The following is a 25,091-nucleotide window of genomic DNA, read 5'->3' as shown; positions in this document are numbered from 1 at the left end:
AACGGATGAGTCGTTTGCTGCTAATATCTATTTAGCAGCGACGATTATCCATTTACGGTAATTGTCAACACACCCTAGCGTTATTGCGAGCAAATACTGATGTAAATAATAAGGTAAGTAGCAAAGTAAGTAGTAATAAATAATGCTAAACCAAGGATTTAGCGTCTATGTTAAAAAGGCTATTTAGTAAGATTGAAAAAGCCAACGTCCTACTATCACAGGAAGTTGGCTTTTTAATGGGTAGAAATGATGTGGAATTTATCTACATTTAAACGATTAATTTAGCGCGGTTAAGGTTTGCTCAAACGCTGCGCGCCCGATTTCACCCACTTGTTGATTGACCAATTGACCGTCTTGATAATACAGCAATGCTGGCGGACCAAACAATTTATAACGCGCTAAGATTGCTTTTGAATCCGCTGTAGTCTCTGTGATATCAAGTTTGACCAATTGCCAATCTTGCATTTGCGCAGGACGATTATGAAATAAGTTTTTATCCATAATCCGGCATGCAATACACCATTCGGCGGTGATAAAGACCAGAACTTTAGGATTGGCGGCGACAATAGTGTCTAGCTCAGCCAGCGTCGTGACCGTCTTATCGGTTGCATTACTGGTGGCTGGTTGACCAGCAGTTGTCTGCAGCACCGGAACCGCAGTTAGGGAGGCAAGCGGATGTAAACTATCATCATTACCCAATGCGGCGCCGACGATTAAACACGTCGCCCAAATACCAGCGATTAAGCCTAGCGCTTGGGTCAGCATCCGACCTTTGCCTAGCCAGCTCCACGCCCACATCGCCACGACCATAAACCACAGCGCCCAAACCATCAGCATCACAGGCGAGATAAAGACGCGTTCAATTAATAACAATGCCACGGCAAAAAGCAACAAAGCAAAGCCCTGCTTGACCCAATTCATCCACTCGCCTGCTTTTGGCATGATTTTACCTTGGGTCGCGCCGATTAAAATAAGCGGCGCTGATAAACCAAAACCGAGCATAAATAAAGCCGCAAAGCCAAGTAATGGACTTCCAATCGTTGATACAGCAAGCAGCGCCCCAAATAAGGGTGCCGAAACACAAGGCGATACCACGAGCGCCGATAAGAATCCCGCAATTAAACTGCCGCCCGTACTACCAAGCTTGCTATCCCCCGCTTGGCTTAGACCCTGCATTTTACTACTGATAAATCTCGGCAGACGAATGCTAAATACGCCCAACATATAAAGGGCTAATAAGACAAAAACGATGGCAAACCCAATTAAAATAATCGGATTTTGTAGCCAACCGATAATGCCTAACGATTCGCCAAATACCGCAATGACCGCGCCTAAAATACCATAAGCGATGGCAACACCAATAGCGTAGCTGGTGGTCAAAATAACACCGCGTTTTACCGTTGGATTGTCTTCACGCGCGACGATATTGGCAACAATCGGTAGCATCGGTAACACGCATGGCGTCAATGCCAAGACCAACCCTGCCAAGAACAATAACACCAATGCCAACCACGGATGCGAAGCTAAGCCAAAAGGGTCACTATTAATGGCGTTATCAACGACAACGGTATTGTTTGTTGCAGCAGCATTATTTATGACAGCGTCATTGTTCGCTGCTTCACTTGTGACATTATCGCCTACCACTTCTTCATCGGCTCCAGAGATGGTATTGATTGCACCAAGCTCTGCATCTAACGCTTCGTCATCTAACAATGCATAATCAATCACCTCGTCATCTGGCATAGTTTGCTCTGTAGCAATACTATCGATATCTGTCCCATCTGTAGAGGCTTGCGCAGTTTCTACATTGCTGTTATTGCTCGCAGAATCTGTAGCAGTGCTACTTGAACTATTGGCTGCCGATTGTGACGCAGCAGCAATATTGACCGTGGTTTTTATTTTCTCCGGTGGATAACAAAGTCCTGCTTTGGCACAGCCTTGCCAACCTATCGTTACAGCGGCATTATTTATCGCCTTGCCATTACTATTGCTCAAAATGGTAGTAGCAACCATATTGGCTTGGTCAAAGACCAATACTTGACCAAAGGTCGGATCATCTATGGAGATAGGCTTTTGGCTAAAGCTAAAAGGTGCGGCACTCACGCCAGCAGGCAACGTTAGCTTAATTTGGTCTTTATAAACATAGTGCTCAGGCGTAATGTCAAAGTTAATGGCTAAGCGCGTGCCATTATTGACAGGTTTACTACTGCTACTGACCTGAAACGCTTCATCAACAGGCAAAAATTTCGGTTGGGTCGCGCTTTTATCACTGCTAAATAAATCGCCCAATCCTGCCGCTTGCGATGCCACTGGCACGGCCGTCAGCCCAGTCGCTGCTAGCCCTGTCAATAATGAACCCGCGCTGAAAGCGAACGCCAACAGATAAGATTTTTTCGACGATTTATTTTGCGTTAATGACGGAGACTTTTCTGCGCTCTTAAGGGACATGAAGGGCTACCTATTATTTCCAATATTCGAATTGACCAATTCACTGTCTGTATGGACTTGTCTATTTACAACCCCAGTTCGGGATAAGCCACATTGTAACTCATTGACACTATTTACAATGTTGCTACCTGTCCCTGCTGAGGCATATTTTTGATGGTGGGTTTATAGGGAAACCAGCAATAAGCAATTAAACCTGACAGCAAGTTTGTGATAAACCCCGTGACACTACGATGGCGTGAGTGTTCGATTTGGCACAAGTTTTTAAGCTCCCCAAACACCGTTTCAACCAAAGAGCGATGATTGAGTAGTACCTCATCCATAGGCTCAAGTAATTGGGGTTTCATATGACGCCGAAGTTTAGTGATCAACGTAGTATCACTGTGTTTTGTGAGCCACTCGTTTAGGGCTTTACTGATATAGCCTCTATCCCCAAACACCTTGCCAAACACAGACGTTGCCATATCCTTAACAGGCACTCTGTCATCCGTATTACCCGCAGTGACTTTAACAGATACAAGCTCGCCCTTATGATTGATAATGGCGTGTAGCTTAAAGCCATAGAACCAGCCCATGCTGCTTTTGCCTCGGGTTGCAAGTCCCTTAAAGACTTTATGACGGTAGATACGTTTGTTATGACAAACTGCTATCTTGGTTGAATCAATATAGCTGATACCCGTACAGTCGCCCATCATGCTTTGCAAGTAGCTGCACAGTGGCATGATACTGCGCGGCACAAGCTCTATAAATCGCGAGTAGCTCGGCAGATTTGGAAACTCCTGTTTCATCATGCCAAGCATGTGATGGTAGTAAAAAGACTTAAACTGTCGATACCGCAGTTGATGAAACAGTACCAAGATGGTCATAATCTCTGCTACACTTATCTGGCATGCTCTTAGCCGTTGACGGCCCGTTGCGATTAAATGAGCGTCAAACTCAGGTTTGAATTGCTGATAAAAGTCGTCAATATGGCAGTATAGTTCGGTTAGGTTGTCCATGTAAGAAGTCCTTTTTGCTTAAGTGGTCTTGGTAAACTTACTTTAGCAACTTTGGACTTCTTTTTTTATCTTTTTTTTGAGGCCTTATCCCGAACTGGGGTTATATTATATACAACATACTACAATATACTATTAAGGGATACAAAATCATGGTGAGCTATGCTGAAGAAACCGTAGAGATAAACTTGGTAAACTAAGCGTATTGACAGGAGTTTACCATGACCAAGAAAGTAAGAACCTACAGTGACGAATTTAAAGCTGAAGCCGTCAAGAAGATAGCGGATAACAACGGCAATATTTCAGCGACCGCAAAGCAACTTGGCATCGCCATGCAAACGCTATCCAACTGGCAGAACAAAGCTAATCAAGGCAAGCTTGTAGGAACAAAGCAGTATGACCCTGAACTTATGAGTGCGCTTGAAGAGGTAAAACGCCTAAAGCGACAGCTTAAAGTTGCCGAAGAGGAACGCGAAATACTAAATGAGGAGGGATAAAGCGAAGCACTGCTTCGCCCCGACGTAAGGGGAGAGCTATGCTCGAGTTGGCGACGGCGTACTTCGCGAGAAACAGTTAGTCAGGTACGCCTTTATCAAAGACAACCAGTTCCTCTTTCGCATCACCACTATGTGCCGTGTGTTAAGGGTTAAGCCATCAAGCTATTACGACTGGCTAAGTCGTGATCTCAGCGAGCAACAGATACATCGCAACCAGTCTGAATTACTGGTTAAAGCGGCTCACAATGAAACGAAAGAACGTTATGGCGCAGATCGACTGCATGCTCATCTAAGCGAGCAAGGCCATAACATTAGCCTGTATATGGTAAGAAGCATCAAAGAGCAACACGGCATTAAATGTCGTAGTCATAAGCGCTTTAAAGTCACCACCGACTCCAATCACAACAAGCTGGTCTATCCAAACGTACTGGATCAGAAGTTTGATGCTAAGCGCCCTAACGAGTCGTGGGTCAGCGACATCACCTATATCTGGACGAATGAGGGTTGGCTGTACTTAGCAGGGGTCAAAGACTTATACACCAAAGAGCTTGTCGGTTACGCTATTAACAAGCGTATGACCGCAGATTTAGTTTGCAAAGCACTAAATATGGCCATCAAGAATAAACGTCCAAGCAAAGGGCTAATCGTTCATTCAGACAGAGGCAGTCAGTATTGCAGTCACGCCTACCACAAGACCATTAAGCAGCATCAATTTATAGGCTCAATGAGCGGCAAAGGCAACTGTTTCGATAACGCTCCGATAGAAAGCTTCTGGGGCACATTAAAGAATGAGCTGGTATATCATCAAGACTATAAAACAAGGTTCACAGCCATCAATGATATTATCAGTTATATCGAGCTGTACTACAATCAGACGAGGATTCAAAAGGGTTTGGGCTATCAATCGCCAAGACAGGTGTGGTTTGATTATTATCGTCAAGCTGCGTAATTAAAATCTCCCAAGTTTATGTATACGGATTTGACGGCAGGGGTCAATAGTTTAAAACTTTTATATTTACGTGCGTTAGGACGTTACCTAGAAAAAATAAAAAACTTACACTGATTAAATTATTATGATTAAGTTTACTATTACCCTCGTCTTCTAAGTGTGGTTAGACCTTTGCCAAAATAGCTTAGTAGTAATAACAAGGTTATTATTATCAAGATAGGATAATTTCCCATAAGCATAAAGGGCGTGTTACCAACCCGTGCCTGTATCTCACCACGTAGTACAGTACGCTCAAACTGCGGTGCGCGTTTTACAATACGACCTTTATGGTTAATGATAGCGGTAACACCAGTATTGGTCGCTCGAATAAACCAGCGCCCGTTCTCAAGCGCGCGCATTTGTACCATTTGCAAATGTTGCAATGGTCCTGCTGAAGTGCCAAACCAGGCATCGTTAGAGACGGTCAACAAAAAGTCAGTATCGATGGCATTTTTACGCGTGGTATCTGGATAAGCTACCTCATAACAGATAGCCGTCCCTATATTGTGTTCACGCACCTTTAGCGGTGACTGCTGATCACTACCACGACTATAGCTCTTAATATCCTGACTACCGGCCAAACTTGGGAAAATATCGAGCACGCCTTCAAATGGAATATACTCTCCAAAAGGCACTAGACGCTGCTTCTTGTATAGGCCTTCCGCTTCTACACCTCGAGCAATCACGCTATTGTAAAATGGGGGATACTTATCCGTACTGGCATTGAATGCCGCTTTATCCTTATAAGGGATACCAGTTATCCATGTCGTATTGGTCGCATTGGCCATTTCTATCATTTCACTAATAAAGCCCGCAGCCTCATCCTGAAACATCGGAATAGATGATTCAGGCCACACCACCACATCACGTCCCCACTCAGTGCGCGTTAACTTCGCATAAATCTTTAGCGTTTCTACTTGATATTGCGTCAGCCACTTTATATCTTGTGAAATATTACCTTGAATCAATGACACTGACAGATCAGGTGTGCCCTTAGGTTTTGTCCATTGCGGATTGACCAGCCATAATGATGTGCTAATGGCTAATAACAGTACAGAAACGACGGCATAACTACTGCGTCGAAGCAGTAGCTCTACTAAACTTGCAGCCAATAGTATGGCAACAAAAGAGACGGCAAAAACACCAGCAACGGGTGCTAAGGACGATAACCAATACTCTTCAGTAAATGCATAACCAACAAACAGCCACGGAAAGCCTGTGAATAACCAAGTTTTTAACCATTCTTGTAGCACCCAAAGAGCAGCAAATGAAAAGGGTTGTTTGCCTACCATACGGTTAAAGACTAGTGCTAAAAATCCATGAAACAGTCCCATACCGAGACCCATCAATCCAATCATAATCAATGCGAGCCACGTTGGAGTATCGCTATAATCATGGATGGCAGTATAGAGCCAAAAGCCGCCGACGCACCATAGCCCCATACCGTAAGCTTCACCGATAATAAAAGCGCGACGACCACTCATATTTGGTACCAACAGCGCATATAAAATCGCTGGTGATACTATTGCTAGCGGCCAAAACCCATAAGGCGCTAGCGAAAATAAAAAAATAGCTCCTGCAAGCCATGCTGCTACTAGCGTAAGCGATAGCGGTAATTGATTTAAGTGAGTACTCAAACGCTTTTGTAGATTAATAGTAGACAAACGCATCGCAAATTATCCAAAATTATGAGCCTTGAATTTTTAATCAAAATCCAAAACTCGGATAGACCTGTTAATACTACAGGCAGCATTTCAAAATGAAAACTGCTTATGATACCAGTCCGCACTGCTCAATGGATAAATTTACGTACTCCGTTTGATGGGTTATTATGCTACATTACCAAACGATATGAAGTGTTACTTGACCTTCTATAGCTCACAATATCTACAGTACATGAGAGAGCACTATGACCCCCTTAAAAATAAAATCCAGTCTTATATTCAATCGTTATCTGTCTAAGGGGTTGCGTAGTACGTTAGTATTACTTGCCGCCTCATCACTATTTGCTTGTAGCCAACCGAGTAGTGGCGTATCTGATGCAAGCACAACATCGGCATCAACTGAAGATGTAGTGACTGTTCCGAAGACAGCTGAACCAAACGTTATAAATACTCCTATGATGACATCAGTAAGTAAACCAGACCTACTAAAAAACGTCTCAGCCACTGTCTATAAAGATGCCAATTGCGGCTGCTGTAAAGAATGGATAAGTCATGCAGAAGATAATGGTCTAAGTGCAACCGCGCAAGATGTTGCGGACTTAGCCGTATTTAAAGAGCGCTACAGCGTTCCAAATGAAATGCGTTCTTGCCATACTGTAGTCACTACTGATGGTTACGTCTTTGAAGGTCATGTACCCGCTAAATATATGGCGCAGTTTTTAGAAAATCCGCCAGTACAAGCTATGGGTCTTGCCGTACCTGGCATGCCTGTTGGTAGCCCGGGTATGGAGTATCAAAATAAATTCATGCCCTATCAGGTTATGCAACTCAATAAAGACGGGACGACCCAAGTTTATGCTGATATTGAATCGGTAGAGCAGCAATTATAGTGTGTTAGCAGTTAAGAATACTTTGATTATAGTGTTAGCGTTAAAAGCGAATGAAGCAAGTATAAGACTGTTCTATTGCTTATAAAATGATTCTTCATCAAAAAATTCATTAGCTATTGCGACTTTAAAATTAAAAATAACTTTGAATTTGTAACTTTTGATGACAATGTAAGCGGATTTATCGGTTATTAACCCTTAAAATAGATAAATAACTAAGGGTTAATACAAGAATATACAGGATGTATCGAAACAATTACGTAATATTACATAAGCCAGTAGGGAATTAACATCTATATCAATATTATAAATTATTATATTATCTTAATAATTAGTTAGACCCTATATAGGGTAATTACTTCATCTAATAGAAAAACGTCTGAGGGTTAAATCTAAATTATAGATTTAACCCTCAGACGTTTTTTTGCTTATAAAACAGTAGAAATTGTGGTCAATCTAGTCAGCTATATTCTGTACATGTTACACAAACTTACATTGTAAAATGTGGGATATTAGCAATTTTTTCGACATCAAAAAAGTATTTTTGGGGTTTTTAAGGGGGATGACAGGCTAAACAGCCTATGCTAAAGTCGGCTTTGTGTTTTGGTCAGCAGCTTGATTTGTAACAGCTTCGTAAGACTTCAATGAGCTGTGATCGCCAATAATCATTTTTTATATGAATAATATGCAGCAGAAGTATCAGTCACTATGACATATATATACTTGAGTTATTGAGATTTAATTGACTGCGCTGTTGTTGATAACAGACGATTTTGAATTAACCGTAGGTATTAGATTTATGAAACAGGCTTTATTGATTTTGTCAGTACTGGGTATGGGCATAGCACAAACGAGTGGTGCTGCTATCACAATCTCTCAAACAAATAATACCATCACCAATACTTCTGTGGCATCAAACTACGGTTCATCAAAAAACATCTATAGCACCAAAAGTGGTGCTTATGTTTCTAATAATGATGAAATTAGTCAAGCAATTAGCAACCTAAGTGCGCAGGCCAAGCAAAAAGAGAATCAGCTTTCATCATTAAACAGCCGCTTATACGCTGAAAAACAACAGCAGCAAGTCAATAAGGTTCCTGACAGCAATTCAGCCCCCGCTATCGCTGCTGCTCGCGCCTCAAAAGTGGCTTTATCTGGCAGCTCTGGATATTGTGCCCGTTACGTACGTAAAGCACTACAATCAGCTGGTTATGAATTTACACCCAATCCTTCAGCCTATCAGTACGCCACTCGTGGCACGCTTGAGAAAGCAGGTTTCAGCAAAATCAGTAATGATATGCCAACCCAAGTAGGTGATGTTATTGTCTATGATCGCTCATCAAAGCGCCCGCATGGCCATATCCAAATATTTGATGGCGAAAATTGGATTTCTGATTTCCGTCAGAACAGCATCAGCCCATACAGTGGTGTCTATGCTTATACGACATGGCGCGATTCAAAATACGTGGATGACGCATCCGCATCAGATCGTAATATCTACCTTGCTATGAATGATAAATAAGACTTTCTAAGTCAGCACAACATAGTTGTTATTTCCTCCAACCCAGTAGTGATCTTAATATCATTGCTGGGTTTTTTGTGCTTAACATCAGGGCGTATTTAACCTTTCATGATTTGATCCGTCAGAAATGAACACTACTGATATCATTACTCATGACAGGAGTTATCGACAAGCGCGTTTAAAATGCCACATGATGACGCTGGTGCACTACTTGCACATTTCTGGCGCAAAACGGTCAAGTGATGCTTTAAGTGCATCAGTTCTTCCATTCGTATTTCCACAGCATGAATGTGCTCATCTAGCAAGTTATTCACATCGCCGCAGTCCTTGTCAGGCGACTCCCAGTATTCAAGTAAGATTCGCACATCATCTAAAGCCATATCGAGCGTACGGCAATGTAGGATAAATTGTAGACGCTCAATGTGCTCTTCATTATATAAACGATAATTCCCTTCGCTACGAAAAGGCTCGGGTAATAAACGCTCTTTTTCATAATAGCGAATGGTTTCTACTGTGGCACCTGTGCGTTTAGCGAGCTCACCAATTTTGATTGTCATAACAACCTCTATGATTTAAATAATTAAAGTGGCTGTAAAGACTAGCGCTAGAGAAATTAAAATTACGAAACTGTAGATAAATAACCTTGACTCTAAAGCCACTATAGGGTTCATAATATCATTATTCAAAGGGTAAATTATTATGAAATATCATATTGAAGGTATGGACTGTGCCAGTTGCATCGGCAAGATTGAAACAGCTTTGAAACGTATGCCTGGGGTTTCTGATGTTCAGCTGAATTTCGCTACAGAAACGCTAGAGCTAAATTTAGCCCCTGGTGCGCCGACTCAGGCTAGTGATATCGAAAAAACAATCAAAAGCCTAGGGTTCGGCATCTCTGCCAATACTGGTCAACAAACTGTATCGGCTATTGATATTGACAGCGACAATCAGATGGCTCCGCAGGATAAGCAATGGTGGCAAACTCAAAAAGGCAAACAGGTTGTTGGCCTCGGTATTTTGATGGGCAGCGCTTATGCACTGTCACTACTGTTGCCCGCTTATGGGATATGGGTGTTTGCCATCGCTGTGATTGTAGGCGTTTTTCCATTTGCGCGCAAAGCCTTAGCACTGGCTAAAACAGGTTCATTCTTTTCAATTGAAACGCTGATGTCCGTCGCCGTGCTTGGCGCACTTATCATTGGTGAAGCTGAAGAGGCCGCAGCGGTTGTCTTTTTGTTCTCAATCGGTGAACTGTTTGAGAGTATCGCTGCTGATCGCGCTCGCGCTGGCATCAGAGCCTTATCATCGCTGGTTCCGAAAAGTGCAATTTTACTTGATGCTCAAGGTGGGCAGCGTAACGTTCCAGCGACTTCATTACAAGTGAATGACCTTGTGCTGGTGCGTCCTGGAGATAGGGTATCTGCTGATGGTTCCATTGTTCAAGGTGCGTCCAGCCTTGATGATTCGCCCGTGACGGGAGAGTCTGTTCCTGTTGCCAAGACGATGGGTGACAATGTATTTGCAGGGTCAATTAACATCGATGGTGTGCTCCAAGTGCGCGTAGAAAAGACAGCCGCCGATAACACCATTTCGCGCATTATTGAGCTGGTAGAGCAAGCCCAAGCCTCCAAAGCACCCACTGCCCGTTTTATTGAGAAATTCAGTCGCTATTACACACCGGCAGTGATGGCTATTGCCGCACTAATTATTATCATTCCACCGTTAGCCATGGGTGGAGATTGGTCGACTTGGTTGTATCGCGGTCTAGCACTGTTGCTGATTGCCTGTCCCTGTGCTCTTGTACTATCAACACCCGCTGCCATCGCCTCTGGTCTTGCTGTTGGTGCGCGCCGTGGCTTGCTGATCAAAGGCGGTAGTGCTTTAGAAACTATCGGCCAAGTGAAGACGGTCGCTTTTGACAAGACAGGCACTTTAACTGAAGGCAAACCACGCGTGACCGATGTTGTTGCCTTTACACAAGAGGACTCAAGTATTCAAGGTCAGAATTCTCAAGGTCAAGATGAGATATTGGCACTTTTTGCCAGTGTGGAGACTGGTTCTAGTCACCCACTTGCTGAAGCCATTGTCAGCCATGCTGAAGCCGCTAAAGTTGTTATACCTGTGGCTTCCAAAGCTTCTGCTACTGCGGGTAAAGCGGTACACGCAACTGTCGCGGAGCGCGCGCTAGCTATCGGTTCGCCTGTTTACGCAGCCGATGAGGCATTGATTTCATCCACACAACAGGCGCAAATTGAGGCGCTGCAAAATGAGGGTAAGACCGTCTCTGTTCTTTTCGATGAGCAAAACCGTGAAGTGCTTGGATTAATCGCGCTAAGAGACGAATTACGAGACGACGCTCATGAAGGTGTGGCTCAGCTCAAAGCGATGGGTGTGCGCTCCGTCATGCTAACAGGCGACAACCGCTTAACCGCTCAAGCACTTGCCAGTAATTTAGACGTGGAATGGGAAGCTGAGCTGTTGCCTGAGGACAAACTGCGCCTGCTTAACGAGATGAAGAACAACCGCAAAATAGCGATGGTTGGTGATGGTATTAACGATGCGCCAGCGCTAGCAACTGCCGATGTTGGCATCGCGATGGGTGGTGGTACCGATGTGGCCATTGAGACGGCCGATATCGCATTATTAAAAAGTCGTGTTACGGATATGGCTCATCTCATCGCACTTTCACGTGCCACCATGCGCAACATTCATCAGAACGTCATTTTCGCTTTGGGTCTCAAAGGCGTCTTTCTGATCACGACCGTATTCGGCATTACTGGACTATGGATTGCGGTTCTAGCTGATGCTGGAGCAACAGTGCTCGTTACTCTTAATGCGTTACGTTTACTGCGCTTTAAGGGAGCGCCTCCACTGGTAAATCCGCCTAAAGTAGTTAAATAAAACCCTTCGAAATCAATTAAAAACTAGAGATAGCAGCAGATTTCGGGGGTGGGTTCTAATAATAAAAATTCCACCGCCACAGTAAACTGCAACCGCATTAGAGTAAATAAGGTTAGACCGTATGTTGATTACAGAATTGGGCTATTTTGCCTTGCTTACCGCTTTTGTATTGGCGTTATTGCAGGTAATTCTACCAACTATTGGTGTTATTCATAACCAAGTTGCTTGGCAACGACTAGCCCCTAGCTTAGCTTGGGCACAGTTTGCCGCCATGATAACGTCATTTGGCGCTTTGATAGCAGGTTTTTATTATAATGATTTTAGCCTCAGTTACGTCGCGCAGCATTCCAATACGCTGTTGCCTTGGTACTATAAGTTATCGGCGACATGGGGCGGACACGAGGGCTCTTTGCTGCTATGGATGACCATCATGGCCACATGGTGTGCACTGGTATCATACTTTAGTCGCGGCTTGCCGTTATCAATGCGTGCGCGGGTATTAGTTATTTTGGCCGGTGTACAGTTAATGATGCTAACGATGCTGATATTTACCTCGTCACCGTTTGAGCGTACCTTACCCAATCTAGCGGTCGATGGCGCTGATTTAAATCCTGTCCTACAAGATTTCGGTCTGATTATTCATCCGCCCATGTTATATATGGGCTATGTGGGTATGGTAGTACCTTTTGCATTTTGTATGGCGGCATTGTGGGAAGGGCGTTTAGATGCTGCTTGGACACGCTGGTCACGTCCATGGGCGCTCGCGGCTTGGGGGTTTTTGACCATTGGTATTGCACTGGGCTCGTGGTGGGCCTACTACGAGCTTGGCTGGGGCGGTTGGTGGTTTTGGGATCCGGTAGAGAATGCCTCGTTTATGCCTTGGCTTGTCGGCTTAGCATTGCTGCATTCATTAGCAGTCACTGAAAAGCGCGGGGTGTTTAAAGCATGGACCATTATGCTGGCTATTTTCGCCTTTGCCTTAAGCTTGCTTGGCACGTTCCTGGTACGCTCTGGAGTCCTTACCTCAGTGCATTCGTTTGCCGCTGATCCGACGCGTGGTTTGGTTATCTTAGCTATTCTTGGCATTATCATCGGTAGTGGTCTATTAATGTTTGCCGTTCGAGGTTGGCGTTTAACCGTTGAAAGTCAATATCAGCTGATTTCACGTGAGTCCTTTTTAGTGATCAACAACGCCATCATTTTGATTGCAACCTTAGTGGTGCTGCTCGGCACCCTTTACCCTATTATCGCTGATGCCTTTGGTTTAGGACAAGTGTCCGTTGGCCCTCCTTATTTTAATGCATTATTTGTACCTTTAACGTGGCTGTTATTAATAGCTATGGGTATGGGCTCAAATATTCGCTGGAAAAAAGACACCCGTCCACTACTGGGTATAGGCATGGTCATCGCCGTTAGTAGCTTAGTATTAGCTGCCATTATTACTTACTTTGTTAATCCATCGTCTATGCTTAATATTGGTGTGACTTTAGCCGTTAGCTTTTGGGCACTGCTATGGATGGCAGTTGATTTTAAAGATAAAACTAAGAATGCGCCTAATCTTTTTAACGGTTTGCGGCAGTTGCGTCTGAGCTATTGGGGTCAACAGACTGCTCATATTGGCGTATTGGTTGCTGTCATTGGCATAGCCTTTACTAGTAGCCTGAGTATTGAGCGTGACGTAGCAATGGGTATTGGCGATACAGTCAATGTTCAAGGTTACGATTTTGAAGTAACTGAATTTTTTGAAATAAAGGGTAGTAACTTTGATGCAACGCAAGCGCAAGTCGTGGTATCCAAAGACGGTCGTGAAGTGGCGAAACTGACTCCAGAAAAGCGTACTTATATTATCAGCACGATGCCAACGACTGAAGCCGCTATTGACCCCAGTCTTATGCGCGATGTTTATGTCGCACTGGGCGAACCTATTGCCGATGGTAGTAACCAATGGGCATTAAGGATTTATGTAAAACCATTAATTCGCTGGATTTGGTTAGGGGCAATTATCATGGCTCTAGGTGGATTAATTAGTATGCTTGATAAACGATACCGCATCAAAAAAGTTAAAGCTCCGTTGCTAGTTACTGGTAGTTTGGCTACTGATGGAGTCAATGAGGTAGCTATTGAGCAGGCAATCTCAGCATCGACGATGTCGACACTAAAGGAGAAATAAATGACTATGTCGAATAACACTCCTGAGCAAAAAGATAGCCAAAACAGTAAGCAGCGTAACCCAAAGGCAATGAAAAAAAAGCAGATGAAGCTATGGTTCTTAATTCCGCTTATCCTCTTTTTTGGTTTGGTAGTTATATTGTACATGCGCTTAGGTAAACCAACAGACATTGTGACCAATACCGCTCTTGAGCGTCCGGTTCCTGCCTTTGAGCTGCCGTTATTAGCAGATACTACCCGTACTATCACCAATAATAATTTGCCAGATAAGCCGTTTTTACTTAATGTTTGGGGCTCGTGGTGCCCAACTTGCATTATTGAGCATCCGTTTTTAATGCAACTAGAAGAGCGCGGCATTGATATCGTTGGTGTGAATTATAAGGATGAGATTGGTAATGCGCTCAGTTACTTAAACCAAGGCGGTGATCCATTTTCTATGTCTATTCAGGATTCATTGGGTCAGTTTGCTCTAGACTTAGGCATAACTGGTGCGCCCGAAACCTTTGTTGTGGATGGAGATGGCATCATTCGTCAGCATATTGTTGGTGAGATTAATGAAGCCAATTGGCAACAGCGTGTTAAGCCGTGCCTGACCGTACTTAATGAGGCTAATAAGAACAACGATAGTCCTGATCTCATTCAGGTTGAGGAGATGTGCAAATGAACGTTACTCGAATAAGAGCTCCTCAAATAAAACTCAATATAATTTTAAAACTAGCAAGCTTAATACTAGCGTGTCTGCTTAACATGACGGCAAACGCAGCTATTGACGTATACGATTTTGATTCACCACAGCAAGAAGCTCAGTATCGTGGATTAATAGAAGAGTTTCGCTGTCCAAAATGCCAAAATCAAAACCTTGCAGCCTCTGATGCACCGATTGCACAGGATCTAAAGCAAAAAGTCTATGATTTAATTAAAGATAGACGTAGTGATGCTGAAATACGCGCCTATATGCAAGAGCGCTACGGTGACTTTATTAGCTACAAGCCGCCTATGCGACCATCGACATGGATCCTATGGTTTTTTCCACCACTATTATTGCTCGTCTTAATTGTTGGTTGGTTTTGGCAAAGTAAACGCCGCCAAGTTGTCGCCCGTGGCCAAAACGGCGTTACAGTGAACAGTACTGCTGCCTTGACCTCTGCGGAAAAGGCTGAGCTTGATCGTCTATTATCGCAAGCTGAGAATGTCGACCACGATATTACTAGCATAGAGGACAAAAAATGACTCTATTTTCTACTTTTGGCTTATTTGTAGCTCTAAGCTTGCTGATTGCTCTTATATTTGCGCTAATTGCTATTATGCCATGGCTACGAGCACCGCGTTTGCAGTCCAAACCAATAGACAATCAACTGCTAGATATTAATGTTGCAGTATTTCGCGAACGTTTAGCTGAGCTACAAACAGATAAAGACAGCGGTACTATTAATAATAGCCATTATCAAAATCAAAAGCTGGAACTGGAGCGTCAGCTATTAGATGCGCAGCGTCAGATAACACCTATGGTCACCCCTGATGTCAAAAGCAGTTTAATTGTCGCAGCTTGGATCCCAATATTGGCTGCAATGGCGTATTTACTAATAGGTAATCGTACGCCCGTGTTTGATTTGTGGACAGCTGAGGACAAAGTAGGACAAGTGGCTGATGACCTATTGACGGCTAAGATTGATAAGCCACCTGTATGGGCAATCGAAAACGGCCAGCAGCTTATCAGCGCGATGCAGACCAACGTTTATCGTCATGCCGATGATCCTGATCGCTGGATGCGTTTGTCAGAGCTGTTTTTATCGCTTGAAGCTACCGACTCAGCGATTGAAGCTTTGTCACGCGCTTACCGTCTGTCACCAGACAATGAAGAGATTGCGACCACTTATGCGCAGATTAGCTTTTTTGCCAATAAAGGTCAGCTTGATGCCAGTAGCCGCCGTGTATTACAAGATGTCCTTGCCAAAAATCCACAGCATGAAGGTGCGCAGATGCTAATGGCAATGGGTGAGGCACGTGGTAGTAACTTTGCCCAAGCGCAAGGTTGGATTAAACGCTTACAAGGCAGCATTGTGGCCAAACCAGGTGATCATACTAAAGCTTTAGCAAGCTTAGATGAGTTAAGCAACTACGTTAGCACGCAAGAAAAGCAAGCGCTAGAAGGTATTGACGTGACAGTGAAAATTAACGCTAATTTATTACCGTTAGTGAAAGCTGATGATGTGTTGTTTGTAGCGATACGTGATGTGAAAGGGGGCCCTCCGTTTGCCGCCAAACGTTTACCCATTAGTATTATCAAGCAAGGTGAGGCTAGTATCCGCTTAAGCAATCTTGATGCGATGATGCCAGATCGCACGTTAAATTCAGCTCGTAGTGACAAAACTCAGTTAGCAGTCGTTGCTCGTATTAGTCATAGCGGTAATGCCATAGCAGAATCAGGCGACTTATCGGGTAATCCTATAATGATTAGCGTTGAACAGACTCAGGTTAATGTTGAAATCAATCAACAGATTCCCTAATAAAAAATTATTACCGTAAGTTTCATAATACCAGAGCGGTAAGTGGAGCCGTTTATGAAAGTGGCGCGATTAATAATCGTATACCAAAAACATATACGTTTAACATTGTTCATTGTATAAACATAGATAAAGGAAACAACTATGACTGAATCTACCGACAGATTAGATAGTACTAAATTGAATAGCGTTGAATCGGCTAGTACTAATATTGCTGACAAGAAGGTACCTATAGCTGTGAGTAGTACTCATCAATCGATTGACTCTAAAACCATAAATCATACGCCTAAAGCTATGTACGTGACTTCAGGCAACTCAATAACACCTAAAGATAAGTTGGACAAAATGCCAAAAATGGTTGCCAATGGCAGTCGCGCTTTTATCTGGTATTTGTTGGCGATAATGGTATTAATACTTGATCAATGGACTAAGTGGTTGGCCCAAACCACATTAGCGTTCAATGACCCCGTACCGGTCATTGAACCATTTCTCAACTGGACACTCGCTTATAACTATGGGGCAGCATTTAGCTTTTTAGCCAACGCTGGCGGTTGGCAGAAATGGTTTTTCTCAGGCTTAGCTTTTGTAATGGCTATCTTTTTAACGGTTTATTTAATCAAAGCGCCACGTGCAGCCAAGCTATTATCTATGGGGTTGGCCTTAATGCTTGGTGGTGCGATTGGCAACTTAATCGATCGTTTAAGAATTGGTAAAGTGGTTGACTTTATCCATGTGCATTATGCTGATGTCTGGAATTATCCTCTTTTCAATGTTGCAGATATAGGTGTCTGTGTCGGTGTCGCATTGATTATAATTGACATGATATTTTTAGAAAGTAAGCGTAATAAATAAGCACATTGATGCCGATTATCACAAACAAAATGAACTAGCGTCGTATTCACTCTATACGGAAAAATACTTTTTATACTAAAAATACTTTTTATACTTGAGTATGTTTATAAAATGTGAACTGGAAGGTAATGTATGACTGGTATAGGTACTCACTCATTTTAGGTCTTAAAACTCAATACTTAAAAGCTCTGCGTAGAGCCATTATTATAGAGACATTGAATAATCCATAAATTCTTTATTGATAATAACAAAAGGAAAATACAGTGTCACAGACTCAGCCAACTATTGAAAAAATTCACAGCCTTAGAAAAAAAACAAGAGACAGCGTTAAAAAGTCTTACCCTTATATAGTCGATACACTCTAAAAATGTCATAGCACTACTGGGATGAATTTTGCGCAGCCTCTGGGAACGCAGCACGCAAGTAAAATTTATACCAGTAGCGCGTTTAAATCCATAACATTTTTACATTCAGCTGACTATAGGCTATCTAGAAGGCACCTCTTTCTTATTATTGCTCTTCATCGCCATGCCACTAAAATATATGATGGACATTCCAGAAGGTGTGAAATACATCGGTATGGCACACGGTATGTTGTTTATTACCTATATCATAATACTTATAGGCTCAGCTATCAAAATGAAAATGCCTCTTTGGGCAATACCTGCGGGCGTACTCGGCTCACTCTTACCTTTTGGCCCATTTATATTCGATCATTTACTAAAAAAGAACTTGCAGGAAAATGTAAGTAAAGAAGCCTAGAACAAGCTCTGCTATAAATGCCACAAACGTATCTTATTACTCAAGATTATTTTTCCTAACTAAATCACAAGCCGCCATCACTCATCGTGGCGACAAATGAATAACATTGAGCAGAAATTAATCACAATAAAACTTTAATTCAGACCCAGTATGAATAGTCTCACACTCCAGTTACTTTTCGAACTTATCTTACATACTATCGACAAACCCGTTTTGTTTAAAAGCTAAACAGGTTTTGTCATCCGCGATGGCTTTCCTGTTATCGTAGGGTATACCCCAAGGGAACCAACCATTTAACCCTTCAAACCTATTAACAGACTACTCAAAATAGACTGTTAATATGGAACTATCTATAACAGGCTTTTGAATTATGGGACTAGTTGCTGTTCTTTTTTTCTATCATTAGCCTATACCTTAACAGTAAAATAATTAAATGATAATAAATCTATCATTAGAGTTGTTTTCACTATTAAACGATAGTATTATCATTAAACAATAATATTTAAGTCTAAAAGATATGTTGATACCCATGACAGTCAGAATATATGTGAGAGCTAGCACAAAAGACCAAGATGCTAAGAGAGCCTTGTCTGACTTGATTGGCGTTAGTAAAAATTATGCTGACAGTCATGTTGATTACATTGAAAACTATAGTGGTACTAAGTTAGATAGACCAGAACTTACTAAGTTACTTGATGATGCTAATCAAGGAGATATCTTGCTTGTTGAGAGCGTAGATAGATTAAGCAGATTGTCTCAAGATGATTTTGCAATTCTAAAGCAACGCATTAAAGATAAAGGCTTAAGGTTAGTTGTAGCTGACCTGCCTACTACGCATACAATCAATACTGGTATGAGTGGAGAGATATTGGCTGTAATCAACAATATGCTAATTGACTTGTTAGCAACAATGGCTAAATTGGATAATGACAAGCGTAGAGAGCGCATTAAGCAAGGATTAGCTAATAGTGGTTATAAACCTACAGGCAAAAAAGCTAATATACAGAAGCACAAACGCATTAAAGAATTAGCAAGTCAAAACAATATGAAAAAAGATGAAATAGCTAAGGCCTGTGATGTTGGAGTGGCTACAGTTTATCGTGTACTAAAAGATACGTAATACGTCAGGTAATGAACTTAAATAATTATGCTTTGCTGAATTACTATGTCTAAAAATAAAACAGTAGTCATAAGCGTTAATTATCTCCAAGCGCTACCTTGGTATAGTGAGCGTGTAGTAGCGCTTTTACTTCCTTGCTAGTTGCAATTTTACCTTCCTCAAAGTCTTGAAAGATATGCTGAGTATCTGGGTTAACAGGAATATTATCGACTGCAAAGCTGCCCAAAGTATCAAAGTTAATGCGGCGGCGCTTTTCTATCTCTTGTCGACTAACAAGAATAGGTCGATCGTCAACAATCGGTGTTTTAGATTTAGAATCTTCCATACTAGCTCCTATCAGTAGTAATGAAATTGTTCAGCAAGTCAGATAGTCTTCTATCTAGACAACCTTTCTCTCATTGCTATGTCTTATTCGGCTGATTTAATTGTATTAATGATTTAGACATCGGTAAATCATGATTGTTTAACCTCAAGAGCTATTGTGACTGAATAATTCGTACTTCTAGCATCTCCTAGAGTTGCGTAACTTACTTGCTCTAAAGTTTTTTGGGACCTATATGGGCTGAATAGCTCATCAAGAGTATGGTGAAAACCACCATCATCTACTCCAAATACATAATCAAAAAATATTTTGGCCATTGCAGACTGAGGGTGGCTAGCATCGCGAAAAGATTTATTGTGACTCCAACTACCACTGTATATTTTATTGAATACTCTCTCTATATTACCAGAAACAGAATTTGAAGCATGTCTTCGAGTAATACCTGGTTTTTGCACGTATGCAGCAGCATTTTCAACAGACTTCCAAATTACATAATGCATAGTTGATACAGAGCATTCAGCTAAACATGATCTGAGAATGCTAATTAGCTTATCGCCAATAGGCGGTGCTAGATAGTTCAGTCTTGACCTAGTAATCAGGTAGCTTAAACACTCTCCTAGCTGTAACTTTTCACACCAGTTCTTAAATTGATCATTCGCTACTAGAGCACTGGTATTTTTCTGAGATTTAGCGTTTATCAAGATTTTAGTAAGATTCTCAATACTATAAGCAAACTCAAAGATCGCTTGATAGAAATCTATCTCTAGCTCTTTTTCTTCGTTGATAGTTACGTATTCGTAGCTATTTTCAGGAGCGAGTATGAGCAGATTTCGGTTAAAAAGATGCTGTAGTATTTCTTCATCTGATTTAGAGAACGGTGATAAAGGTAATGATAAATTGTCACGTAGAGAGACTGTATTCCTTATATTATCTGCCCCTAGGCTCTCTACAGTCGCTGCAAGTAGAAGCTTATCCACATCGTTAAGCTCAGTGATTGAAGGAATACTGCTTAATTGAATGCCTCTGCATTGATTGATGTACTCTAGAGCGGTCTGTCTTCTCTCTTCTTCTAAATGCTTTTGTTTAAGACGATACTCTAAGTACTCTTGATCCATCCTTTTTTCAAGCGCCTCCCTGCAATCATCACACCGCCATCTAATAGTATCTAATCGAGTTAGCTGTGAACGAGTATAGCAAATCTTAGTTGTACCACAGTCTATGCATTGACAGTCCAGTACGACAAGATGAGCATTTATTTTAACGATACTAGGTATATCCTGATGCTTAACATCAAACTCTTGACCTATCTCTTTACAGGTATATATAAAACCACTTCGTTTGTCGCTCTCACGTAGCCAGTACCTCTCACAGATCAGCTTATTAGTTTCTGTTATATCTGGCTGATACTCTAGTTTAGTTTTCACGCCCACCTCTCAATACCGACTATATCCCGTGGATATTATAGCTTACCACTGTGAGTATTGCTATCTTTAGCAGTGGTTAGTGAGATGACGACAGACGAACGTATGATTGCCTTTGGAAAGCGTGTCCGTGAAGTACGCAAAAGCAAAGGGATATCCCAAGAAAAATTGGCGGAGATGGCAGGTATTGATCGTAGCTATATGGGTAATATAGAACGTGGAGAAAAGAATATTACGCTGAAAAAGGCTTATGAGATATGTGATGCGTTGGAGATTGAGATACAAAACTTAGTCTAAAATACCTATTATTGTTTTAGATCATTCGCCTTACCTTGCCATTAACGGCAAATTAAAAAAAGCGCTCACCTTCTACAGCTAAAGACCTAGCTGTAGAAGGTATACCCTATAGAATACAGACAGAAAATATCACTTGTATTTGTATTAAAAACGATTTTTATAGTCTGGGTACAGGCTGAATTTCTACAACAAGGATAGATGGAGAAGAATCTACCTAAACTGCTCCATGATATGGAATGTACTAAATTTATTTTAGACTTACTATAAAAGGAAACAATATTCTAATATTTGCTATAATCAATTTATCAATAATTAAATACTAAAAATTATGTTACCTACTTTTCAAACACTGAGTGGAGCGCCATGGCGCATTTTGCCTCCAGGTGAGCATCTTGCTACCTTACAAGAAGTCAAAGAGCTTTTAGCGTTTAACAATCATAGGCTTGATTTGTTTAATGGTCTTGTATCTGCCGCTAGTTTACTTGCTCAATCAGGATGCAAATATTTATATCTTGATGGAAGTTATGTGACAGAGAAGGATATACCTAGTGATTTTGATGCTTGTTGGGGCATGGAGGGAGTTGATTTTAGTTCACTTGATCCTATTCTTAAGAATATGCGTGAGGGTACAGGCGCACAAAAAGTACGTTTTGGTGGAGAACTCTATCCCAATTCTACAGAAAGTTTGTCTGGCAAACTATTTAAAGATTTCTTTAAAAATGAGAAGCATACTAATCAAGAAAAAGGAATTATTGTAATAGATCTTCAAGCTGAGTGTCGTTTTTCCTCTCAGGAGTATAGAAAATGATTTTAAACTCTTTTGAATTTAAACTAATAGAACAAAAAATTAAAAAAATAGAAGAAACAATCTTGGAAGTGAAGAGGAGTTCTTCAATGGATTCTTTTCTACTACAAATAGAGATAGACTCTCTAAATGCGTTTTTAAACAAGTTGGTTAAGGAAAGGGATTTTTATTTAAAAACAATCCAAGACTTTAGAGGCGAAGTTCTCGAAAATGATGTCTTACTACTATATCCAGAGAATTTACTTTACATTAGAATAGCAAATCAAGTGTCTCAAGAAGAGATAGCTGATTTTTTAGAAGTAAGTATTGAGGAAATAAAAAGACAAGAGGAGTATCTGTATAAAAAATTAGATCCTATTTTATTATCAAAAATAAATAAATTTGTGACAGAAAAAGTCACAAGTAATTTAAATACTAACACCTCAGGTATTAATTGGGAAAATTTTCCAATTAAAGAGATGTTGAAGCGCCAGTGGTTACCATCGCAAGTCACTGATCTAGCAAGTATTATTAAAGTACAGTTTGAAGAAATCTTTGGTAATAGTGGCTATGAATTAGCATTACATAGGAAATTCAATTTTAACGGTAACTCTCCTAATATCTACTCATTACTAGCGTGGCAAATTCAAGTTCTTAGTAAAGCAAAAGAAATAACAAAGCAGAGCCAAGTCCCTAGTTTTGACAATGACTTAGCATGGCTGAATCAGCTGGTCAGAATTTCTACAAGCCCAACAGGTCCCCTAGAAGCACAAGAGTTTCTTTTATCCAAAGGAATAATACTAATTGTAGTACCTCATTTACCACTTACATATCTCGATGGTGCGGCGATGCTTTTACCTAATACCGCAATCCCCGTTATAGGCCTTACATTGAGACATGATCGCTTAGATAATTTTTGGTTTGTTCTATTCCATGAATTAGGGCACATTTTTCTTCATCTGAATGAAGAACGTAACATTATATTTGATGAAGAAATGGATATAGTTACGGATCAAATAGAGATTGAAGCTGATAAATTTGCTCTAGAAAATTTAATCTCGTTGGAACAGTGGAATATGTGTATATCTAGATTCTATCAAGATGAAGAAAAATTAAATGAAGATGCTAGAAATTTAAAGATTCATCCTAGTATAATTGCCGGAAGAATAAGAAAAGAAAACGATGATTATAGAGTGTTTAATGAACAAATAGGATCAAAACAAGTGCGTAAACTATTTTGGGATAATGAATATGATTCTGAGTAACAGCTATGTTCCATTCCTAAAGTGGCGACAAAGTGAATTCCAAGCATTGTTTAAACTCGAAGATGAAATTAAAGATTTCATTATTCCTTATATAATACTGCCACCAATCGAATATGATTTTGCAGAGAGAAGGTTAAAGAAAACCATTGAAGAGCATATTGAGCCTATGGCAAAGCGGATTTATGATAAATGGGGTTCTAGGCTTGCCCTTTTAGACTTTCATGACAGTCTTGAAGGAAAAGTTATGGATAATGGGGAAAGCGTTGTAGAGTATGTACATAACGAAGCTCTAGCTCTGGGGTGTGAGTTAGTTCCCGTTGTTTCTTTTGAAAAGTCTAACTGGTATTTAGTAGAGGTTAAAAAAATTACTAGCGCTCAAAAGTGTGGTATTGCTTTGAGAGTTTTTTTAGAAGATCTAGACAGGCAGACTATAAATAATGAAATTGATTATTTACTAGAAATGTTCGATTTGGGTATAAGTAATATTGATTTAATTATTGATTTAGGAACCCCTGATAATTTTGAGCCCTATGCTTTATTTTCCCATATAATTTTCACGAAAATTAATAGCATTAATAATATAAAAGACTATCGCTCTTTCGTCATAGTCGCTAATTCATTAGATTTAATGCAAATTAAACAACCAGGGGGAGTATTTACTCGTCATGAGTGGATGCTATATCCCTACCTTGCCAGTAAATTCAAAGAAACCCCTCCAACTTTCGGCGATTACACAACTGATAATATAGAGTTTCTGCCTCAAATAGATATGAGAAAGATTAATCCATCAGCAAAACTGATCTATACACTACCTCAGCATTGGCATGTATTGAAGGCTAAAGCATTTAGAGGAAATACCGCTCAAATGATTAATCTTTGTTCTAATATTATTAGCTTACCAGATTATAAAGGTATCGCTTTTTGCGATGGAGATAAACGAATTTATGATACTGCTAAAGGAATAGAAAATTGTGGAAACCTAGGAACATGGAAGCAAGTTGCAATTAACCATCATATGACAAAGGTTGTCCATCAACTCTCCAGTTACCACGCTTCAATAATTTAGTTTTAATTTCCAAAGATAGTTGTTTGATAGTCATGAACATACTCAACTGCTTATACAAATCTTTTCTAGATTTGTGCTCAAGCTTTTCTGTAACGCCATGTTGATAAAGTAATTCAATGACCTCTGCCTTCCATAAGATGTGAGCTAAACTGAAAAAATCTACGTGTGGATTAAGTTTAGCTCGCCTGATTGAACGGAAACTTACTCCACCTCTAGGACCTTTGATTGCTAGAATAAGCCCACACCATTTAGGAATTGATTTCATTACGTCTTTGTAATGATTTTCAGCTACAACAAAAGTCACCTTTTGAAGGCTTTTTGAATACTGTAATAACTGATTTGGCAGTCTTAGCAGATTATCTTTAGAACTCTTGATTTCATATCCATGGATATAGCTAGAAAACAAGGCTATATCTACTCGATTTCTACCATGTTCTAAAGATAGCTCATCAATTAATAAGTAATCACCTTTAATAGAATATTGCTTTTGCAATTTGCTATGCAAAGCATGACGTATATCTTGCTCATTTGTTGCATTCATTCTTTTTAACGTATCCAAACCTGACCTATAGTGCAAGTATTTACTATAAAGTGATAAGCATCCGTATGCTTTTTTACATAGCTCCGTAA

21 protein-coding genes and 1 pseudogene are annotated in these 25,091 nt (G+C 40.8%); 15 read left to right on the top strand and 7 right to left on the bottom strand.

Annotation, left to right across the window (positions count from 1 at the left end):
- Window positions 1-276: 276 nt before the first annotated feature.
- Complete coding sequence (locus QO189_RS11745; RefSeq protein ID WP_371532845.1) at window positions 277-2,448, bottom strand: protein-disulfide reductase DsbD domain-containing protein; 2,172 nt, start codon at window positions 2,446-2,448, stop codon at window positions 277-279.
- Between the two features lie 113 nt (window positions 2,449-2,561).
- A complete protein-coding gene (locus QO189_RS11740) occupies window positions 2,562-3,443 on the bottom strand; it encodes an IS982 family transposase (RefSeq protein ID WP_371532844.1) in 882 nt (293 codons plus the stop codon).
- Between the two features lie 218 nt (window positions 3,444-3,661).
- Here QO189_RS11740 and QO189_RS11735 point away from each other — a divergent pair.
- Window positions 3,662-4,886 (top strand): annotated as a pseudogene (locus tag QO189_RS11735) (IS3 family transposase).
- 140 nt (window positions 4,887-5,026) lie between these two features.
- Here QO189_RS11735 and lnt read toward each other — a convergent pair.
- Window positions 5,027-6,595 (bottom strand): apolipoprotein N-acyltransferase, encoded by a 1,569-nt coding sequence (lnt, locus tag QO189_RS11730; protein ID WP_371532843.1) that lies wholly within the window; start codon window positions 6,593-6,595, stop codon window positions 5,027-5,029.
- 239 nt (window positions 6,596-6,834) lie between these two features.
- Here lnt and QO189_RS11725 point away from each other — a divergent pair, with 239 nt between their 5' ends.
- Together QO189_RS11725 and QO189_RS11720 are read left to right on the top strand one after the other, a co-directional pair.
- Entirely contained in the window at window positions 6,835-7,479 is a 645-nt protein-coding gene (locus QO189_RS11725) for a DUF411 domain-containing protein (protein WP_082787298.1), read from the top strand.
- 796 nt (window positions 7,480-8,275) lie between these two features.
- A complete protein-coding gene (locus QO189_RS11720; protein WP_201620403.1) occupies window positions 8,276-8,998 on the top strand; it encodes a CHAP domain-containing protein in 723 nt (240 codons plus the stop codon).
- A gap of 146 nt (window positions 8,999-9,144) precedes the next feature.
- On the opposite strand, the gene cadR is transcribed toward QO189_RS11720, so the two are convergent.
- Entirely contained in the window at window positions 9,145-9,555 is a 411-nt protein-coding gene (gene cadR / locus QO189_RS11715; RefSeq protein ID WP_007394845.1) for a Cd(II)/Pb(II)-responsive transcriptional regulator, read from the bottom strand.
- Between the two features lie 142 nt (window positions 9,556-9,697).
- Here cadR and QO189_RS11710 point away from each other — a divergent pair, with 142 nt between their 5' ends.
- The 8 genes from QO189_RS11710 (at window position 9,698) to QO189_RS11675 (ending at window position 19,306) form a co-directional block, all read left to right on the top strand.
- On the top strand, window positions 9,698-11,899 hold the full coding sequence (locus tag QO189_RS11710) for a heavy metal translocating P-type ATPase (protein ID WP_102083145.1): 2,202 nt from the start codon (window positions 9,698-9,700) through the stop codon (window positions 11,897-11,899).
- Between the two features lie 121 nt (window positions 11,900-12,020).
- Window positions 12,021-14,069, top strand: coding sequence for a heme lyase CcmF/NrfE family subunit (locus QO189_RS11705; protein WP_114701930.1), 2,049 nt, complete (start codon window positions 12,021-12,023; stop codon window positions 14,067-14,069).
- Complete coding sequence (locus QO189_RS11700) at window positions 14,070-14,732, top strand: DsbE family thiol:disulfide interchange protein (protein ID WP_114701929.1); 663 nt, start codon at window positions 14,070-14,072, stop codon at window positions 14,730-14,732.
- 83 nt (window positions 14,733-14,815) lie between these two features.
- Window positions 14,816-15,298 carry a cytochrome c-type biogenesis protein gene (locus tag QO189_RS11695; RefSeq protein WP_371532842.1) on the top strand — a complete coding sequence of 161 codons (483 nt, stop codon included), beginning with the start codon at window positions 14,816-14,818 and terminating at the stop codon, window positions 15,296-15,298.
- Window positions 15,295-16,575, top strand: a complete 1,281-nt coding sequence (gene ccmI, locus QO189_RS11690; protein ID WP_371532841.1) for a c-type cytochrome biogenesis protein CcmI — start codon at window positions 15,295-15,297, stop codon at window positions 16,573-16,575. Before QO189_RS11695 ends, ccmI begins: the two co-directional genes overlap by 4 nt.
- Before the next feature lie 141 nt (window positions 16,576-16,716).
- Window positions 16,717-17,424 carry a signal peptidase II gene (gene lspA / locus QO189_RS11685; RefSeq protein WP_075107731.1) on the top strand — a complete coding sequence of 236 codons (708 nt, stop codon included), beginning with the start codon at window positions 16,717-16,719 and terminating at the stop codon, window positions 17,422-17,424.
- 468 nt (window positions 17,425-17,892) lie between these two features.
- Complete coding sequence (locus QO189_RS11680) at window positions 17,893-18,186, top strand: DUF3817 domain-containing protein (protein ID WP_077452021.1); 294 nt, start codon at window positions 17,893-17,895, stop codon at window positions 18,184-18,186.
- A 529-nt stretch (window positions 18,187-18,715) separates the two neighbouring features.
- Entirely contained in the window at window positions 18,716-19,306 is a 591-nt protein-coding gene (locus tag QO189_RS11675) for a recombinase family protein (RefSeq protein ID WP_371532840.1), read from the top strand.
- A gap of 76 nt (window positions 19,307-19,382) precedes the next feature.
- Here QO189_RS11675 and QO189_RS11670 read toward each other — a convergent pair whose 3' ends face one another.
- Together QO189_RS11670 and QO189_RS11665 are read right to left on the bottom strand one after the other, a co-directional pair.
- The gene (locus QO189_RS11670; protein WP_371532839.1) at window positions 19,383-19,631 is read right to left on the bottom strand and encodes an antitoxin VbhA family protein; all 249 of its coding nucleotides are present in this window, start codon (window positions 19,629-19,631) and stop codon (window positions 19,383-19,385) included.
- Window positions 19,632-19,759: 128 nt separating this feature from the next.
- Window positions 19,760-21,052 carry a hypothetical protein gene (locus QO189_RS11665; RefSeq protein ID WP_371532838.1) on the bottom strand — a complete coding sequence of 431 codons (1,293 nt, stop codon included), beginning with the start codon at window positions 21,050-21,052 and terminating at the stop codon, window positions 19,760-19,762.
- 84 nt (window positions 21,053-21,136) lie between these two features.
- Here QO189_RS11665 and QO189_RS11660 point away from each other — a divergent pair, with 84 nt between their 5' ends.
- The 4 genes from QO189_RS11660 (at window position 21,137) to QO189_RS11645 (ending at window position 24,461) form a co-directional block, all read left to right on the top strand.
- On the top strand, window positions 21,137-21,346 hold the full coding sequence (locus QO189_RS11660; protein WP_371532837.1) for a helix-turn-helix domain-containing protein: 210 nt from the start codon (window positions 21,137-21,139) through the stop codon (window positions 21,344-21,346).
- A 328-nt stretch (window positions 21,347-21,674) separates the two neighbouring features.
- Window positions 21,675-22,154, top strand: a complete 480-nt coding sequence (locus QO189_RS11655; RefSeq protein WP_371532836.1) for a hypothetical protein — start codon at window positions 21,675-21,677, stop codon at window positions 22,152-22,154.
- Window positions 22,151-23,395: an ImmA/IrrE family metallo-endopeptidase gene (locus QO189_RS11650; protein WP_371532835.1), complete on the top strand. Its 1,245-nt coding sequence runs from the start codon at window positions 22,151-22,153 to the stop codon at window positions 23,393-23,395. The genes QO189_RS11655 and QO189_RS11650 overlap by 4 nt, the downstream gene beginning before the upstream one ends.
- Window positions 23,382-24,461, top strand: a complete 1,080-nt coding sequence (locus QO189_RS11645; protein WP_371532834.1) for a beta family protein — start codon at window positions 23,382-23,384, stop codon at window positions 24,459-24,461. Before QO189_RS11650 ends, QO189_RS11645 begins: the two co-directional genes overlap by 14 nt.
- Here the strand turns inward: QO189_RS11645 and QO189_RS11640 are convergent.
- Window positions 24,400-25,020, bottom strand: coding sequence for a sce7726 family protein (locus QO189_RS11640; RefSeq protein WP_371532833.1), 621 nt, complete (start codon window positions 25,018-25,020; stop codon window positions 24,400-24,402). The two genes, QO189_RS11645 and QO189_RS11640, sit on opposite strands and share 62 nt — an antisense overlap.
- Between the last annotated feature and the right edge of the window lie 71 nt (window positions 25,021-25,091).

Origin of the sequence: Psychrobacter sp. Arc29 (assembly GCF_041431175.1) — a bacterium.
Taxonomy (GTDB): domain Bacteria; phylum Pseudomonadota; class Gammaproteobacteria; order Pseudomonadales; family Moraxellaceae; genus Psychrobacter.
The sequence above is the reverse complement of the archived record's forward strand: the minus strand, read 5'-3'. Positions and strand labels throughout refer to the sequence as shown.

Bases quoted from the DNA above. Each gene is read 5' to 3' on its own strand.
- QO189_RS11645 (WP_371532834.1), top strand. From the start codon at position 23,382: ATGATTCTGAGTAACAGCTATGTTCCATTCCTAAAGTGGCGACAAAGT.
- QO189_RS11695 (WP_371532842.1), top strand. From the start codon at position 14,816: ATGACGGCAAACGCAGCTATTGACGTATACGATTTTGATTCACCACAG.
- QO189_RS11675 (WP_371532840.1), top strand. From the start codon at position 18,716: ATGACAGTCAGAATATATGTGAGAGCTAGCACAAAAGACCAAGATGCT.
- QO189_RS11745 (WP_371532845.1), bottom strand. From the start codon at position 2,448: ATGTCCCTTAAGAGCGCAGAAAAGTCTCCGTCATTAACGCAAAATAAA.
- ccmI (WP_371532841.1), top strand. From the start codon at position 15,295: ATGACTCTATTTTCTACTTTTGGCTTATTTGTAGCTCTAAGCTTGCTG.
- QO189_RS11705 (WP_114701930.1), top strand. From the start codon at position 12,021: ATGTTGATTACAGAATTGGGCTATTTTGCCTTGCTTACCGCTTTTGTA.
- QO189_RS11650 (WP_371532835.1), top strand. From the start codon at position 22,151: ATGATTTTAAACTCTTTTGAATTTAAACTAATAGAACAAAAAATTAAA.
- QO189_RS11670 (WP_371532839.1), bottom strand. From the start codon at position 19,631: ATGGAAGATTCTAAATCTAAAACACCGATTGTTGACGATCGACCTATT.
- QO189_RS11660 (WP_371532837.1), top strand. From the start codon at position 21,137: ATGACGACAGACGAACGTATGATTGCCTTTGGAAAGCGTGTCCGTGAA.
- QO189_RS11740 (WP_371532844.1), bottom strand. From the start codon at position 3,443: ATGGACAACCTAACCGAACTATACTGCCATATTGACGACTTTTATCAG.
- QO189_RS11710 (WP_102083145.1), top strand. From the start codon at position 9,698: ATGAAATATCATATTGAAGGTATGGACTGTGCCAGTTGCATCGGCAAG.
- lnt (WP_371532843.1), bottom strand. From the start codon at position 6,595: ATGCGTTTGTCTACTATTAATCTACAAAAGCGTTTGAGTACTCACTTA.
- QO189_RS11725 (WP_082787298.1), top strand. From the start codon at position 6,835: ATGACCCCCTTAAAAATAAAATCCAGTCTTATATTCAATCGTTATCTG.
- lspA (WP_075107731.1), top strand. From the start codon at position 16,717: ATGACTGAATCTACCGACAGATTAGATAGTACTAAATTGAATAGCGTT.
- QO189_RS11655 (WP_371532836.1), top strand. From the start codon at position 21,675: ATGTTACCTACTTTTCAAACACTGAGTGGAGCGCCATGGCGCATTTTG.
- QO189_RS11700 (WP_114701929.1), top strand. From the start codon at position 14,070: ATGACTATGTCGAATAACACTCCTGAGCAAAAAGATAGCCAAAACAGT.
- QO189_RS11720 (WP_201620403.1), top strand. From the start codon at position 8,276: ATGAAACAGGCTTTATTGATTTTGTCAGTACTGGGTATGGGCATAGCA.
- cadR (WP_007394845.1), bottom strand. From the start codon at position 9,555: ATGACAATCAAAATTGGTGAGCTCGCTAAACGCACAGGTGCCACAGTA.